Below are 14,623 nucleotides of genomic sequence, written 5' to 3'. Positions count from 1 at the left end.
CCCATGGGGTGATCGACCCGGTGGTCCATGCTACCGAGCAGAGCACGTTCCGCGACGCCCTGATTCCCGTCCGCGACCGGTATCACCCGATCGGGGGGATTCGTCACCACACGAATTGGGGAAACCGGGCCGCAGGCCTCAGCGCACCGACTCCCACCAGCGCCCGTCCAGCCGCCCCTGGGCCACGATCACCGCCGGCCCGGTCATCTCCACCCGGCCGTCCGGGTGCTCGGTGATGACCAGTCGCCCGCCCAGCACGTCCACGGTGTACGCGACCGATTCGCCGGTGACCGCCGGGTCGGCACCGTCCCGGCGGATGGCCGCCACCGCCACCGCGCAGGCGCCGGTGCCGCAGGAGCGGGTCTCGCCCGAGCCGCGCTCGTGCACCCGCATCGCGACGTGCCGCGGCCCGCGGTCCATCACGAACTCGACGTTGACGCCCTCCGGGTAGGCGCTCGCGGGGCTGGTGAGCGGCGCGGTGAACAGGTCTCCGGCGTGGTCCAGGCTCTCCACGAAGGCCACCGCGTGCGGGTTGCCCATGTTGACGTTCAGGGCCGGCCAGCGCCGCTCGCCGACCGCGACCTCGATGCCGTCCGGCCCGGGCAGCCGGGCCCGGCCCATGTCGATGGTGACGTCGCCGGGCGTGCCGTCCTCGGCGGCCTCGGCGACCTTCGCGGTGAGCACCCCGGAGCGGGTGGCGACGGCCAGCTCGCCCGGCTCGGCCAGGCCGGCCTCGACCAGGAAGCGGGCGAAGACCCGCAGGCCGTTGCCGCACATCTCGGCGACGCTGCCGTCCGAGTTGCGGTAGTCCATGAACCACTCGGCCCGGTCGGCCATCGCCGCTGCCGCCGGGTCGGCGGCGGCGCGCACCACGCGCAGCAGCCCGTCCCCGCCGAGGCCGGCCCGCCGGTCGCACAGCGCGGCGACGGTCTCGGGACCGATCTCCAGCGCGCCGTCCGGGTCCGGGACGATGACGAAGTCGTTCTGGGTGCCGTGCCCCTTGAAGAAGGGGATGCCGCCCTGCTGGGGAGAGGATGCGCTCACCCCTCCGATGGTACTGAGCGGCGACCCGCCCGCTCGGGGCGGGAGGCTCCCGGAGCGGGAGGTGCCCGGGGCGGAGGTGCTCCGGGCGGGCGGCGCTCAGCGCAGGTAGGCGACCCGCCAGACCGCGAGCGCGCAGGCGGCCAGCGCGATCAGGGTGTACACCACGATCGCCTTCCAGCCGGCCCGCTGCCCGGAACCCCGCCGCGGCAGCCCCGGCCACTTGTAGCCGGCGTGCCGGGCGGCCATCGCGCCCCAGCCCATCGAGGCGGCGGTGAACAGCAGCCCGAGCATCCCGACCATGGTGGCGCGCGCCCCGGCCGAGCCGAAGGCGAGCGGGAAGGCGAACATCAGCGAGCCGAGGGTGCCCAGCAGGGCGATCGGCAGCGTCTGCCACCAGCGCAGCCGGCGCAGCGGACGGATCTCCCGTTCGTGCACCGCGGCGTCGGGCGGCGTGCGGGTGTCCAGGGCGGGCACCGCGGCCGCGTAGGAGGTCGGCGCCTCCAGCCCGGTCAGCACGGGGAGGTCACCCATCGTCGACTCGTCGAACTCCTCGGCCGGCGCGGTGACACTTCCGCCCTGGCCGGATTCGGGGCCGGTACCCGTCGACACGCGGCCTCCCCTGACAGTTCGACACGAGCGGACTCGCGGCCGGGCACGGTCGCCCCGTTTCGGCCGACCCCTACGGCATCGATGATGGCATGTCCAGAGAGGCGTTCCGGGCCTGACCGGGGTCGACGGGTGATCCGTGGCCATCACGTGATCGGGCCGTGACCGCCGGTTCGTCCTGCACGGTCGCCTGCGCGCGCAGGTGCACCGCCGGATTGGCCAAAAACCCGTCCTGTACGGCCGGAACCGCCTGACGGCCGATCAGTTCGAGGGATCGTTCCAGCAGCTCGACGGGGTCGGTTCCGGCCGGCCGGGAGAGCCATTCGATGCGGTCGTCGCGGCGGAACCAGGACTCCTGACGCCGGGCGAATCGCTTGGTCGCCCGGACGGTCTCGGCCCGGGCCTCGTCCTCGGTGCATTCCCCGGCGAAGTGGTCCAGCACCTGCTGGTAGCCGAGCGCCCGGGAGGCGGTCCTGCCCTCGCGCAGCCCGGCCCTCTCCAGCTCCCGCACCTCGTCCAGCAGTCCGTCCTCCCACATCCGGTCGACCCGCAGCGCGATCCGCTCGTCCAGCTCCGGGCGCGGCACGGCGACACCGATCTGCACCGCCTCGTACACGGCGGTGTTGCTCGGCAGGTTGGCGGTGAACGGCTGCCCGGTGATCTCGATGACCTCCAGGGCGCGGACGATCCGCCGGCCGTTGCTGGTGAGGATCGCCTCGGCGGCCGCCGGGTCCAGCTCGGCCAGCCGCCCGTGCAGCGCGGACGGGCCGACCAGCTCCAGCTCGGCCTCCAGCCGGGCCCGCACCTGCGGGTCGGTGCCCGGGAACTCCATCTCGTCGATCGCCGCCCGGACGTACAGCCCGGAGCCGCCGACCAGGACGGGCGTGCGGCCGGCGGCGAGCAGCCGGTCGATCTCGGCCCGGGCCAGCCGCTGGTACTCGGCGACGCTGGCGGCCTCGGTGACGTCCCAGACGTCCAGCAGGTGGTGCGGCACTCCCCCGCGCTCGGCCGTGGTGAGCTTGGCGGTGCCGATGTCCATGCCTCGGTACAGCTGCATCGAGTCGGTGTTGATCACCTCGCCGTCGAGGCTGCGGGCGATGGCGACGGCCAGGTCGGACTTGCCGGCGGCGGTCGCGCCGACGACGCAGACCACGCGGGGAGGGGCGACATGCGGGGTACGGGAGCTGCTCACCGTTCCAGTCTCCCAAAACCGCCGGGCCACCGGGGACCTGCCTGCCGCCCGCCCGCGACCGCGCGACGATATGACTGTTTCCCGGACATTTTCCGGCCGTTTCCCCGGTTGGGCCCGGTTTGCGAACGCTTTGCCCGGCCCGCTCGTTGTGCGGGGAACAGCGGATGAAGGAGATCGTCATGGGCCTGATGGACAACCTCAAGGGCAAGGCCGAGGAGCTCAAGGGCAAGGCCGGCGAGTTCGCGGGCAAGCACAGCGACCAGATCGAGAAGGCCGTGGACAAGGCGGGCGGGGCCATCGACAAGGCGACCAAGGGCAAGTACAGCGACAAGATCGAGCACGGCGCCGAGAAGGCCAAGGACGCGGTCGGCGACTTCGCCCAGAAGCCGAAGCCGGGCGACGAGGGGCAGCCCCCGCGGTCCTGACCCCACGGTCCCGGTCCTGGCCGGTCCGGCGGTCCCGACCGGGAGCCCCGACGGCCGGGAGCCCCGGTCCGGCGGTCCCGACCGGCTAGGACCAGGACGCCACGACGTACCCGACCCCGTAAGGCGCCTCCTGGTAGCCCAGCCGCCCGGTGAGGCCGGCGCCCTCCGCGGCGCCGGCCAGCACCTGCCAGGGCGCCCGGCCGTCGGCCTTGAGCTCGGCGGCCAGCCCCGGTTCCAGCGCGGCCAGCGCGGCCAGGTCGGCCGTGCCCAGGGCGGCGGCCAGGGCGGTGTCGAAGCCCTCGGCCCGCTCGTCCAGGTAGCCGGGCGCCTTCACCGAGCGGCAGGCGCTGCCGTCGCCGAGCACCAGCAGGGCGACCCGCTCGGCGAGGCCGGCCAGGCCCTGGCCGAGGCCGAGCATCCGGTCGGCGGGGGCATCGGCGGGCACCGCGCAGGCGTGCGTCGGCAGGGTCACCCCGGCGCGCTCCAGCAGCCAGGCGCCGACGGTCAGCGAGGGGGCCAGCTCCGGCCCCTCGACCCGGTCGCCGGGCAGCTTGGCGACCAGCGGCACCCCGTAGCGGCGGAAGGAGCCGGCTCCGCCCTCGGTCCAGACCTCGGCCGTCGGCCCGATGCCGACCACCACGACCAGCTGCGGCCCGGCCGCGACCAGCGCCGCCAGCGCCTCGTCGCAGGCCGTGCGCAGGGCGTCCAGCTCGGGCGCGGCCCCGGCGGCGACCTCGGGAACGAGCAGCGGCGGACAGGGGCACACGGCGGCGGCTACCAGCATGTGGATCACTCTAGCCAAGAAGCCGGGCGGCCCGGCCGGAGCCGAAGCTCCCGCCGGGCCGCCCGGAACACCCGCCGGTCAGTCGCCGCAGCAGGCCCCGCCCGCCGGCGCGGCCAGCGGCAGCTCGGCCGGGGCGCCGATCTTCGGCAGGCCGAGCATCACTCCGGCCGGCTTGGCGGCGGGCGCGGCCTGGCGCTTCTCCCAGGCGTCGCCGGCGCGGGTGCGGCGCACCGCGAGCGCCGGGCCCTCGGCGAGCAGGTGGTGCGGGGCGGCGTAGGTGATCTCGACGGTCACCACGTCGCCGGGGCGCACCGGCTCGTCCGGCTTCGTGAAGTGCACCAGCCGGTTGTCGGGGGCGCGTCCGGAGAGCCGCCGGGTCTGATCGTCCTTCTTGCCCTCGCCCTCGGCGACCAGGATGTCCAGGGTGCGGCCGACCTGCTTCTTGTTCTCCTCCCAGGAGATCTCCTCCTGGAGGGCGATCAGCCGGTCGTAGCGGGCCTGGACGACCTCCTTCGGCACCTGGTCCGCCATGTCCGCGGCGGGGGTGCCGGGGCGCTTGGAGTACTGGAAGGTGAAGGCGTTGGTGAAGCGGGCCTCGCGGACGGTGTGCATCGTCTCCTCGAAGTCCTCCTCCGTCTCGCCGGGGAAGCCCACGATGATGTCGGTGGAGATGGCCGCGTCCGGCATCGCCTCGCGGACCTTGCGGATGATCCCGAGGAAACGGTCCTGCCGGTACGAGCGGCGCATCGCCTTGAGGACCCGGTCCGAGCCGGACTGCAGCGGCATGTGCAGCTGGTGCATCACGCTCGGGGTCTCGGCCATCGCGGCGATCACGTCGTCGGTGAAGTCGCGGGGGTGCGGCGAGGTGAAGCGGATCCGCTCCAGGCCCTCGATCTGCCCGGCGGCGCGCAGCAGCTTGGAGAAGGCCTCGCGGTCGCCCAGGTCGGAGCCGTAGGCGTTGACGTTCTGGCCGAGCAGGGTCACCTCGATGACGCCCTCGTCCACCAGCGCCTCGATCTCGGCGAGGACGTCGCCGGGGCGGCGGTCCTCCTCCTTGCCGCGCAGCGCGGGGACGATGCAGAAGGTGCAGGTGTTGTTGCAGCCGACCGAGATGGCGACCCAGGCGGCGTACGCGGACTCGCGGCGGGTCGGCAGGGTGGAGGGGAAGGTCTCCAGCGACTCCAGGATCTCGACCTGGGCCCTGCGCTCGACCGCGGCTCGCTCCAGCAGCGCCGGCAGGTGGCCGATGTTGTGGGTGCCGAAGACCACGTCGACCCAGGGGGCGCGTTTGACGATGCTCTCGCGGTCCTTCTGGGCCAGGCAGCCGCCGACGGCGATCTGCATGCCCTTGTGGCGGGTCTTGACCGGCGCGAGCTGGCCGAGGTTGCCGTACAGCTTGTTGTCGGCGTTCTCGCGCACCGCGCAGGTGTTGAACACCACCAGGTCCGGGTCGCCCTCGGGCCCGGCCTTGATGTACCCCGCGTCCTCCAGCAGGCCGGACAGCCGCTCGGAGTCGTGGACGTTCATCTGACAGCCGTGCGTGACGACCTTGTAGCTCTTCAATCCGCTCTCACCGCTCACCAGACCAGGGTACGGGCAGCGGCGAAGGGCTTTTCCCTGAGCTTCCACCACTCGTTCCACTCCCGTTCGGCCGGAGCGCCTGGCAGTATCCCTGCATGACCCCGACCACTGCGTCCCGTCTCGGCGCCGCCGTCCGCACCGCGGCCCGGAGCCCGCTGTGGCGCACGGTGCTGGTGGTGGTACTGCTGGTGGCCGGGTTCGGCGGCTGGTGGCTGTCGGCGGGCCGCTCGCCCGGGTACCCGCGCGGCGAGGTCCGCTTCGCCACCGGCGTGCAGCGCGGCGTCTACGACCGGTACGGGCAGCTGCTCCAGGCCCACGTCTCCCGGACCATGCCCGGGGTGCGGCTGGCCCTGGACAACTCCGAGGGCTCGATCGACAACCTCACCCGGGTGATCAGGGGCCGGGACGCCTTCGCGATAGCCACCGCCGACGCGGTCGCCGACTATCAGGGCCAGGGCAAGGAGAAGCTGCGGGCCATCGCCCGGCTGTACGACGACTACCTGCAGCTGATCGTCCCGGCCTCCTCCCCGGTGCGCCGCACCGCCGACCTCAAGGGCCTGAAGGTCGGCGTCGGCCTGCCGCAGTCCGGCGTGAACCTGGTGACCAAGCGGCTGCTGGGCGCGGCCGGCCTGGACCCGGACCACGACATCGTCCCGGTGCCGAAGGGAATCGGCGAGGCCGCCGACGACCTGCGCGCGGGCAGGCTGGACGCCTTCTTCTGGTCCGGCGGCCTGCCCACCAGCGCGCTCACCGACCTCTCCGACCACTTCCCGATCCGGGTCGTGCCGCTGAGCGACCTCGCCGAGGCCCTGCACAAGGCCGAGGGCGGCGGCACCGACGCCTACCGGGCGGCCACCATGCCCAAGGGGACGTACCCGAACGCCGAGCCCAAGGACGCCGTCGCCACGGTGGCCGTGCCCAACCTGCTGATCACCCTGGACGACGCGGACCCGCGCCTGGTCGAGGGCATGACCCGCGCGGTGATCGACAGCCGGGACCAGATCGGCGCCCAGGTGCACGCGGCCCAGCTGGTCGACCTGCGCACCGCCGTGTACACCGACCCGCTCCCGCTGCACACCGGCGCGGCCCGCTACTACCGCTCGGTGAAGCCGTAGGGCGCGGCCGCCGCCCGGTGAAGCCGTAGGGCGTAGGGCGTGCCCGCGGCTACTTCTCCGGCTACTTCTCCGGCCGGGGCACCGCCAGCGTCACCGCGAGCCCGGTCGGTCTGACCGGCGCGAAGCCGAGCGTGCCGCCGCCGGCCGCCAGCAGGGTGCGGGCGATGGACAGCCCGAGCCCCGAACCGTCCACGTTCTGGTGCCGCGTGCTGCGCCAGAACCGGTCCCCGGCCCGGGACAGCTCGTCCTCGGTGAGACCGGGCCCGGCGTCGGTGACGGTCACCGCGACCTCGTCCCGGCGCACCGTCACCCGCAGCCGCACCTCGCTGCCGGCCGGGCTGAACTTGAGCGCGTTGTCCACCACGGCGTCCAGGGCCGAGCCGAACCCGATCGGGTCGGCCATCCCGATCGCCAGCGCCGGGCCGTCCCAGCGCAGCCCGATCCCGCGCTGCTCGGCCACCGGCCGCCAGGCGTCCACCCGGGACAGCGTGAGCTCGGCGAGGTCGGTGCGCTCCGGTTCGGGGCGGGCGTGCTCGGCGGTGGCCAGGCCGAGCAGGTCGTCCAGCACCCGGGCCAGCCGGGCGCCTTCCTCCCGTACGCCGCTGAGCTCCTCCTCGTGGCCCTCGGGCAGTTCCAGGCCGAGCAGCTCGACCCGCAGCAGCAGGGCCGACAGCGGGTTGCGCAGCTGGTGGGAGGCGTCCGCGACGAAGGCCTTCTGCTGGTCCATGGCGAGCACCACGTGGTCCGCCATCTCGTTGAACGAGCGGGCCAGCCGCTGGAGTTCGGGCGGTCCGCCGCCCGGGGCGACCCGGGCGGCCATCCGGCCGGTGGCGATGTCGTGGGTGGCCCGGTCCAGGGTGCGCACCGGGCGCAGCACCCACTCGGTGAGCCGGACGGCGAGCAGCACGGCGACGATCATCGCGGCGGCCTCGCCCGTGCCGATCACCAGCCACTTGTGCACCACCCGGGTGCGCAGCGCCTGGGCCGGGGATTCGCTGAGCACCACCGCGACCACGTCGCCGTCGCGCACCACCGGGGCGGCGACGGTGATCGTCCGGTCCGGCGTCCACGGCCAGACCTGCGGCGGGTTGTGGCTGCGCCGCCCGTCCAGTGCCTCCTGGAAGGCCTGGGCGCCCCAGCCCCCGGAGGGCACCCGCCAGTCGTCCGGGGCGACGGCGAGCGGAACGCCGTCGCGCTGGAAGATGCCCAGGCGCACGCCGTACAGGTCGTGGTAGCGGCGGACCTCGGCCTCGATCGCGCGCTGCCGGCTGCCGTCGCCCGGGGCGGGTTCCGGGTCGCCCTTGCGGGCGGAGTCGGCGGCGCCGGAGGTGGGCAGGTCCTGGGCGAGGCGGGCGGCGTCGTCGAGCCGGTCGACGACCACCTTGGTCTGTTCGGCCGCCGCGACCGCCGCCGCGAGCGGCAGCCCCAGGGCGGCCAGGACGCAGAGCATGAGGGCGATCAGGATGCCGAGCAGGCGGGTGCGCACGTGCGGTCAGTGCTCCGCGGGGGCGCTCGGGGCCGGTTCGGCCGCGGCGGGCGCCGGGCAGTCGGGGATCAGCCGGTAGCCGACCCCGCGCACGGCCTCGACCAGGCCGGGCAGCGCCAGCTTGTTGCGCAGCGAGCCGATGTGCACCTCCAGGGTGCGCCCGTTGCCCTCCCAGCCGCTGCGCCAGACCTCGCTGAAGATCTGCTCGCGCCGGTAGACGACGCCGGGGCTCTGCGCGAGCAGTGCGAGCAGGTCGAACTCCTTGCGGGTGAGCGGCACGTCGCGGCCGTCCACGCTGACCCGGCGGCGCTCCCGGTCGATCCGGATGCCGCGGGACTCCAGCGGGCCGCGCTGCTGCGGCACGGTGTCGGGCGCGGGCACCGCCACCGCGGCGGGGGCGGCGCCGCGGCGGGCCACGGCGTGGATGCGGGCGAGCAGCTCGCCCATGTCGTACGGCTTGGTGACGTAGTCGTCGGCGCCCAGGTTGAGGCCGTGGATCCGGGAGCGGACGTCGGCTCGGGCGGTGACCATGATCACCGGCACGCCGCTGCCGGCCCTGATCCGGCTGCACACCTCGAAGCCGTCGCGGTCGGGCAGTCCGAGGTCGAGCAGCACCACGCGGTACGGCTCGTTGCCGTCCGGCACCAGGGCGTCCAGCGCCTCGTGCCCGCTGCGGGCGTGCCGGACCTGGAAGCCGTGCCGGCCCAGCACCGCGACCAGCGCGGCGGCCACGCGTTCGTCGTCCTCGACGAGCAGCAGTCGCATCCTGTCCTCCTCCTTCCCCCACGTGATCACCGATGATCACCGGGCCGATCGTTCAGGTCCCGGTCCTGCGCAGTATGGGCCAGTGAACGGCCCGGCGCCAGGTTCGACCGCGCACCGGGCCCCGGGGGAACGGGGAGCACCGGAGCGGATTCCCGCTGTGACATGCCCCGTCGGCGCCCGCGCGAACAGCGTGCGAGCGCCGTGTGGCCGTTTCGTGATCCTCAAGTTCCGCTCAGATCGGCTGACGGCGCGCGGTCATGGCTCCTAAGGTCGGCCCACCGGGGGCCGCGGCTCCGCCGGCCTCGGCCCCCGGATCCGTACCACCATTGCCTGTCAAGGGAGTTGAGACTTCTCGGACAGGCGTGATTCGACGACAGAGGGAGCAGGCGCGATGACCGAGAGCCCGGTCGAGGACTCCACCCCCGCAGCCGCCCCACTGGTCGTGCTGAGCAACGTCAACAAGCACTACGGTGCGCTGCACGTCCTGCAGGACATCGACCTCCGGATCGCCCAGGGCGAGGTGGTCGTGCTGATCGGCCCGTCCGGCTCGGGCAAGTCGACGCTCTGCCGGACGATCAACCGGCTGGAGACGATCGACTCCGGCGCGATCACGATCGACGGCCGGCCGCTGCCCGACGAGGGCAAGGAACTGGCCCGGCTGCGCGCCGAGGTCGGCATGGTGTTCCAGAGCTTCAACCTGTTCGCGCACAAGACCGTGCTGGAGAACGTGGTCATCGGCCAGGTGAAGGTGCGCAAGGTGCCCCGCCCGCAGGCCGAGAAGACCGCCCGGGAGCTGCTGGAGCGGGTCGGCGTCGGCGCGCAGGCGGACAAGTTCCCGGCCCAGCTCTCCGGCGGCCAGCAGCAGCGCGTGGCGATCGCCCGCGCGCTGGCCATGAAGCCCAAGGTGATGCTCTTCGACGAGCCCACCTCGGCGCTGGACCCGGAGATGGTCAACGAGGTGCTGGAGGTCATGCGCCAGCTCGCCGCGGACGGCATGACGATGGTCGTGGTCACCCACGAGATGGGCTTCGCCCGCTCCGCCGCCAACCGGGTCCTGTTCATGGCCGACGGGAAGATCGTCGAGCAGAACACCCCGGACGCCTTCTTCACCGCGCCGCGCTCCGAGCGCGCCAAGGACTTCCTCTCGAAGATCCTCCACCACTGACGCTTCGAGACCGGCGGGACCGCCCCCGGCCGCAGTGCCGGCCCGCCCCGCCCGTGCACGCCTTCCAGACGCCAGAGCCCGGTTGACACCGCGGCCCAGCCCCAGGAGAACCCTCATGAGGACGTCCCGCACCCTCGCCGTCGCGCTCTGTGCCGTCGCGCTCACCGCCACCGCCGCCTGCGGCAAGGACGGCACCCCCGGCGCCACCGCCGCGAGCAGCGGCGCCGGCGCCCCGAAGCTGCCGAGCTACACGGTCAAGACCGACGTCAAGGTGGACTCCGCGGTCCTCGCCGAGGCCAAGAAGCGCGGCCAGCTGATCATCGGCGCCAAGGCCGACCAGCCGAACCTCGGCTGGGAGGACGTCGCCAGCGGCGACCGCAGCGGCTTCGACATCGAGATCGCCAAGATGATCGCCGCCGACCTCGGCTTCACCCCGCAGCAGATCAAGTGGCAGACCCTGGTCTCCTCGCAGCGCGAGCCGGCCATCGCCAAGGGCCAGATCGACTTCTACGTCGGCACCTACAGCATCAACGACGAGCGCAAGAAGAGCGTCTCCTTCGCCGGCCCGTACTACATCGCCGGCCAGGACCTGCTGGTGAAGGCCGACAACACCACGATCACCGGCCCGGAGAGCACCGGCGGCAAGAACGTCTGCACCGCCACCGGCTCGACCTCGATCAAGAACATCCAGCAGTACAACCCGAAGGTCACCCAGTTCGACACCTACTCGGCCTGCGTCGAGAAGCTGATGTCCGGCGAGGTCGACGCGGTCACCACCGACGACGCGATCCTCAAGGGCTACGCCTCCAAGTACAGCCCCAAGCTCAAGGTGGTCGGCAAGCCGTTCACCAAGGAGAACTACGGCGTCGGCCTCAACAAGGACGACAAGGCGCTGCGCGACGCGATCAGCGACGCCCTCAAGGCCCACGAGGACAACGGCGACTGGAAGAAGGCCTACGACGCGACCCTGGGCGCCTCCGGCTCCCCGGCGCCGGACGTCCCGGCCCTCGAGCGCTACTGATCCGCCCGCCGTACGTCGACTCCCGACCATGAACTGAGAGGAGGGCCGCCGGATGGGGTTCCTGTTCGAGGACGACAACTTCGCGTTGTTCCGCGACGGCTTCCTACAGACGATCGAGGTGAGCGCGCTCAGCGCTCTTCTCGCCCTGCTGCTGGGCACCCTGCTGGCGGCCTTCCGGGTCTCCCCGGTGCCGGTCCTGCGCGCCTTCGGCACCGCCTGGGTGACGCTCTTCCGCAACACCCCGCTGACCCTGCTGTTCTTCGCCGTCACCTTCGGCCTGCCGCCGCTGGGCGTGCACTTCAGCCACCTGGCGTTCGCGGTGCTGGCGCTCGGCGGGTACACCGCCTCGTTCGTCTGCGAGGTCATCCGCTCCGGCATCAACACCGTGCCGCTGGGCCAGGCGGAGGCCGCCCGCAGCCTGGGCATGACCTTCGGCCAGACCCTCACCCTGGTCGTCCTGCCGCAGGCCGCCCGGACCGTCCTGGGTCCGATGAGCAGCGTGTTCATCGCCCTGCCCAGGAACTCGGCGATCGCCGGCGCGTTCAGCGTCCCCGAGCTGTACAGCGCCCAGCAGACCTTCTCCGAGCGCGGCTACTCGATCTTCGCCATCTTCTTCTGGGTGGCCTGCGCCTACCTGCTGATCAGCGCCACGGTCGCCACGTTCTTCCGCTTCCTGGAATCCCGACTGGCGGTGGCCCGATGAGTGTTCTGAACCGTCAGGCGTCGGCGAGTGTCCTCTACGACACCCCCGGCCCGAAGGCCCGCACCCGGTACCGCATGTTCGGCGTCCTCTCGGTGCTCGGCATCGCCGGTCTCCTCTGGTACGTCTTCAACGCGCTGAACGACAACGGCCAGTTCGACGCCGGCCTCTGGGACGCCTTCCAGTACACCTTCGTCCAGCAGCGGATCGTGGACGGCCTGCTGTCCACCCTGGAGGCCTTCGGCCTGGCCGCGCTGTTCTCGCTCACCCTGGGCGCGCTGCTGGCGGCCGGTCAGCTCTCCGACCACCGGCCGGTCCGCTGGTTCTGTACGGCCTTCACCCAGTTCTTCCGGGCGATGCCGCTGCTGATCCTGATCGTCGGGCTCTACTACGCCTTCTTCGCCCAGCAGCCGATGTGGGCGCTGGTGCTCGGTCTCACCCTCTACAACGGGGCGGTCCAGGCCGAGATCATCCGCAGCGGCGTCAACGCCGTCCCGCGCGGCCAGGGCGAGGCGGCGTACGGGCTCGGCATGCGCAAGACCCAGGTGATGACGTCGATCCTGGTGCCGCAGGCCGTCCGCTCGATGCTGCCCACGATGATCGGCCAGCTGGTCGTCACCCTCAAGGACACCTCGCTCGGCTTCATCATCACGTACCACGAGCTGCTGTTCGTCGGTAAGGCGATCGCCAGCCAGCCGATCAACGCCGCGGGCTTCCCCTACATCCCCGTGGTGCTCGTGATCGGCCCGATCTACATCGTGATGTGCCTTCTGTTGACCGCGCTCGCACGCTGGATCGAAGCACGTGGCCGTCGCGGCGCGAACCGGCGCACTTCAGGTTCTGCTTGACGGACACGCAGGTGAACTGTTGCATTGCTCTTCGTGACACCTCCCGGGAGCATCCACGCGGCATATGCGGCAGCGGTAACTGACGCCGGCCGATCGGCCGGTTCGCGCCCGGAGGTTCCCTCATGGACCCGGTGATCGTGGTCGGGGCCGGACCGGTCGGTCTGGCCCTGGCCCTCGCCCTGGCCCGGCACGAGGTACCCACCATCGTCCTGGACGAGGGCTCCGGGCTCTGCCCCGAAGGTCCGCGCAGCCTCGTGCTCGGCGCCGACACCGCCGCCTTCCTGACCCGGATCGGCTACCCGCGGGCCGCCTCGGACTCCGCGCTGTGGGACTCCTTCGCCGTCTGGCGCCGCCGCCAGGAGGTGCTGCGGATCGACCTCACCGATTCGCCCACCTACCACCTGCCCCAGCACCGCCTCCAGCGCGGGCTGCGCGACGCCCTCACCGGCACCCCGCTGATCAGGCTGGTCCCGCTCAACCGGGTCGTCGAACTCGAACAGGACCGGGACGGCGTCAGCATCCGCACCATGGGCACCCAGGACGGCTCCACCACCTGGTGGCGCGGCAGCCACCTGGTCGGCTGCGACGGCGCCAGATCCACCGTCCGCAAGCTCCTGAAGATCCGTTTCCCCGGCCGCCCGGCGGTCGACCGCAACGCCATCGCCACCGTCCGGGTCGACCTGCCCTTCGACGGCGCCCGACTGCACCGCGAGCCCCCGTGGCGGGGCGACCGCGAGGCCTCCGCCCGTCCGCTGCCGGACGGCGTCTGGCGGCTCGACTGGCGACTGCCCCCCGGCCGGCCCGCCGCCACCGAGACGGTCGACCCGCACGCCACCTGGCCCGGCATCGTCACCGGCGACACCCTGCTCACCCGGGTCACCTCCACCCTCACCGGCTGGTGCGGCGAGCTGCCCCGCTTCGAACTGCTGGCCGCCGCCGACCACACCGCCCAGCAGCGGCTCGCCGCCCGCTTCCGGATCGGCCGCTGCTTCCTGGCCGGCGACGCCGCCCACCTGCACGGCGCCCTCGGCATGCAGAACCTCCCGGACGGGCTGCGCGACGCCGACAACCTCGCCTGGCGGCTGGCCCTCGCCTGGCACCTCCACTCCGGCGGCCCGCAGCCCGGCGGATCGCTGCTGGACGGCTACGAGGCCGAGCGGCGCGGGGCGGTCGGCGCCCGGCTGCGCGCGGTCGACCAGTCCATGCCGCTGCTGCGCCCGCTGCGCGGCTGGCAGCAGACCCGGCGCTCGCTGCTGGTCGGCGGCTTCCGCAAGCACGCCCCGCTGCTCGCCGACGGCCAGCTCGGCACCGGCCGGTTCGGCGGCGCGCCCGCCTACCCGGCGGCGCCCTCCGGCGTCCCCGGCCGGGTCCCGGTGCAGCGCGGCGCGCGCGGCACCACCTCGCTCAGCGAGCTGCTGCCCGCCACCGCCCCCGGGGTGCTCGTCCCGGACCTGCCGGTGCTCGCCGACGACGGCACCCCCGACCACCTGCACGCCCGACTCGGCACCACCTTCCTCCTGCTGCTGGTCGCCCCCGGCACCGCCGTCTGGTCCTCCGAGCACTGGCTCGGCGCCGGCCTGATGCCCCGCCTCGCCGAGGTCGCCGCCGCCCTGCCCGTCCCCGCCGAGGTGCTGGTCACCGAGGACTACCCGGGCGCCGGCCCGCACACCGTTCTGCTGATCCGCCCGGACGGCCACCTCGTCGGCGTCACCCAGGGTGCCGTCGCCGAGGACCTCCTCGCCCTCGCCGACCGCGCCCGCGGCGGCCCGGCCACACTCACCCCGACCCCCGACCCGGCCGAGCAGCCCGCGCCCCGTGAGGTGGACTCCCCGAGCCAGGGCGTGTCCTGACGGGTCCTGGCGGGACGGCCCGGCAGGTCTGGCAGGTCTGG

Annotated in this window: 13 protein-coding genes and 1 pseudogene; 7 read left to right on the top strand and 7 right to left on the bottom strand. The window is 73.1% G+C overall.

Annotation, left to right across the window (positions count from 1 at the left end; translation table 11 throughout):
- Nucleotides 1-138: 138 nt before the first annotated feature.
- The 3 genes and pseudogenes from dapF to miaA all read right to left on the bottom strand — a co-directional run.
- Nucleotides 139-1,044: a diaminopimelate epimerase gene (gene dapF, locus ACWGJO_RS07465; RefSeq protein ID WP_452182585.1), complete on the bottom strand. Its 906-nt coding sequence runs from the start codon at nt 1,042-1,044 to the stop codon at nt 139-141.
- 96 nt (nt 1,045-1,140) lie between these two features.
- Entirely contained in the window at nt 1,141-1,653 is a 513-nt protein-coding gene (locus tag ACWGJO_RS07460; protein ID WP_359907080.1) for a hypothetical protein, read from the bottom strand.
- A gap of 250 nt (nt 1,654-1,903) precedes the next feature.
- Nucleotides 1,904-2,842: pseudogene (miaA, locus tag ACWGJO_RS07455) on the bottom strand (tRNA (adenosine(37)-N6)-dimethylallyltransferase MiaA); the annotation flags it as partial.
- Nucleotides 2,843-3,006: 164 nt separating this feature from the next.
- Here miaA and ACWGJO_RS07450 point away from each other — a divergent pair.
- Nucleotides 3,007-3,267, top strand: coding sequence for an antitoxin (locus ACWGJO_RS07450; RefSeq protein ID WP_359907083.1), 261 nt, complete (start codon nt 3,007-3,009; stop codon nt 3,265-3,267).
- Nucleotides 3,268-3,352: 85 nt separating this feature from the next.
- Here the strand turns inward: ACWGJO_RS07450 and ACWGJO_RS07445 are convergent, their stop codons facing one another.
- Nucleotides 3,353-4,051 carry a class III extradiol dioxygenase subunit B-like domain-containing protein gene (locus ACWGJO_RS07445; protein ID WP_452182584.1) on the bottom strand — a complete coding sequence of 233 codons (699 nt, stop codon included), beginning with the start codon at nt 4,049-4,051 and terminating at the stop codon, nt 3,353-3,355.
- Nucleotides 4,052-4,129: 78 nt separating this feature from the next.
- Complete coding sequence (miaB, locus tag ACWGJO_RS07440) at nt 4,130-5,632, bottom strand: tRNA (N6-isopentenyl adenosine(37)-C2)-methylthiotransferase MiaB (protein WP_452182583.1); 1,503 nt, start codon at nt 5,630-5,632, stop codon at nt 4,130-4,132.
- Nucleotides 5,633-5,727: 95 nt separating this feature from the next.
- Here miaB and ACWGJO_RS07435 point away from each other — a divergent pair, with 95 nt between their 5' ends.
- Nucleotides 5,728-6,747, top strand: a complete 1,020-nt coding sequence (locus ACWGJO_RS07435) for a TAXI family TRAP transporter solute-binding subunit (protein ID WP_452182582.1) — start codon at nt 5,728-5,730, stop codon at nt 6,745-6,747.
- Between the two features lie 61 nt (nt 6,748-6,808).
- On the opposite strand, the gene ACWGJO_RS07430 is transcribed toward ACWGJO_RS07435, so the two are convergent.
- Entirely contained in the window at nt 6,809-8,233 is a 1,425-nt protein-coding gene (locus ACWGJO_RS07430; RefSeq protein WP_387694071.1) for a sensor histidine kinase, read from the bottom strand.
- A gap of 6 nt (nt 8,234-8,239) precedes the next feature.
- Nucleotides 8,240-8,998, bottom strand: coding sequence for a response regulator transcription factor (locus ACWGJO_RS07425; protein WP_452182581.1), 759 nt, complete (start codon nt 8,996-8,998; stop codon nt 8,240-8,242).
- Nucleotides 8,999-9,389: 391 nt separating this feature from the next.
- Here ACWGJO_RS07425 and ACWGJO_RS07420 point away from each other — a divergent pair, with 391 nt between their 5' ends.
- The 5 genes from ACWGJO_RS07420 to ACWGJO_RS07400 all read left to right on the top strand — a co-directional run bounded on the left by ACWGJO_RS07420 (nt 9,390) and on the right by ACWGJO_RS07400 (nt 14,582).
- Complete coding sequence (locus ACWGJO_RS07420; RefSeq protein WP_359907100.1) at nt 9,390-10,163, top strand: amino acid ABC transporter ATP-binding protein; 774 nt, start codon at nt 9,390-9,392, stop codon at nt 10,161-10,163.
- 115 nt (nt 10,164-10,278) lie between these two features.
- The gene (locus ACWGJO_RS07415; RefSeq protein WP_452182580.1) at nt 10,279-11,184 is read left to right on the top strand and encodes a glutamate ABC transporter substrate-binding protein; all 906 of its coding nucleotides are present in this window, start codon (nt 10,279-10,281) and stop codon (nt 11,182-11,184) included.
- 52 nt (nt 11,185-11,236) lie between these two features.
- On the top strand, nt 11,237-11,887 hold the full coding sequence (locus ACWGJO_RS07410) for an amino acid ABC transporter permease (RefSeq protein ID WP_359907105.1): 651 nt from the start codon (nt 11,237-11,239) through the stop codon (nt 11,885-11,887).
- Complete coding sequence (locus ACWGJO_RS07405; RefSeq protein WP_452182579.1) at nt 11,884-12,732, top strand: amino acid ABC transporter permease; 849 nt, start codon at nt 11,884-11,886, stop codon at nt 12,730-12,732. The genes ACWGJO_RS07410 and ACWGJO_RS07405 overlap by 4 nt, the downstream gene beginning before the upstream one ends.
- A 122-nt stretch (nt 12,733-12,854) precedes the next feature.
- Entirely contained in the window at nt 12,855-14,582 is a 1,728-nt protein-coding gene (locus ACWGJO_RS07400; protein ID WP_452182578.1) for an FAD-dependent monooxygenase, read from the top strand.
- Nucleotides 14,583-14,623: the final 41 nt, after the last annotated feature.

The organism is Kitasatospora sp. NPDC054795, from assembly GCF_053611565.1.
The sequence above is the reverse complement of the archived record's forward strand: the minus strand, read 5'-3'. Positions and strand labels throughout refer to the sequence as shown.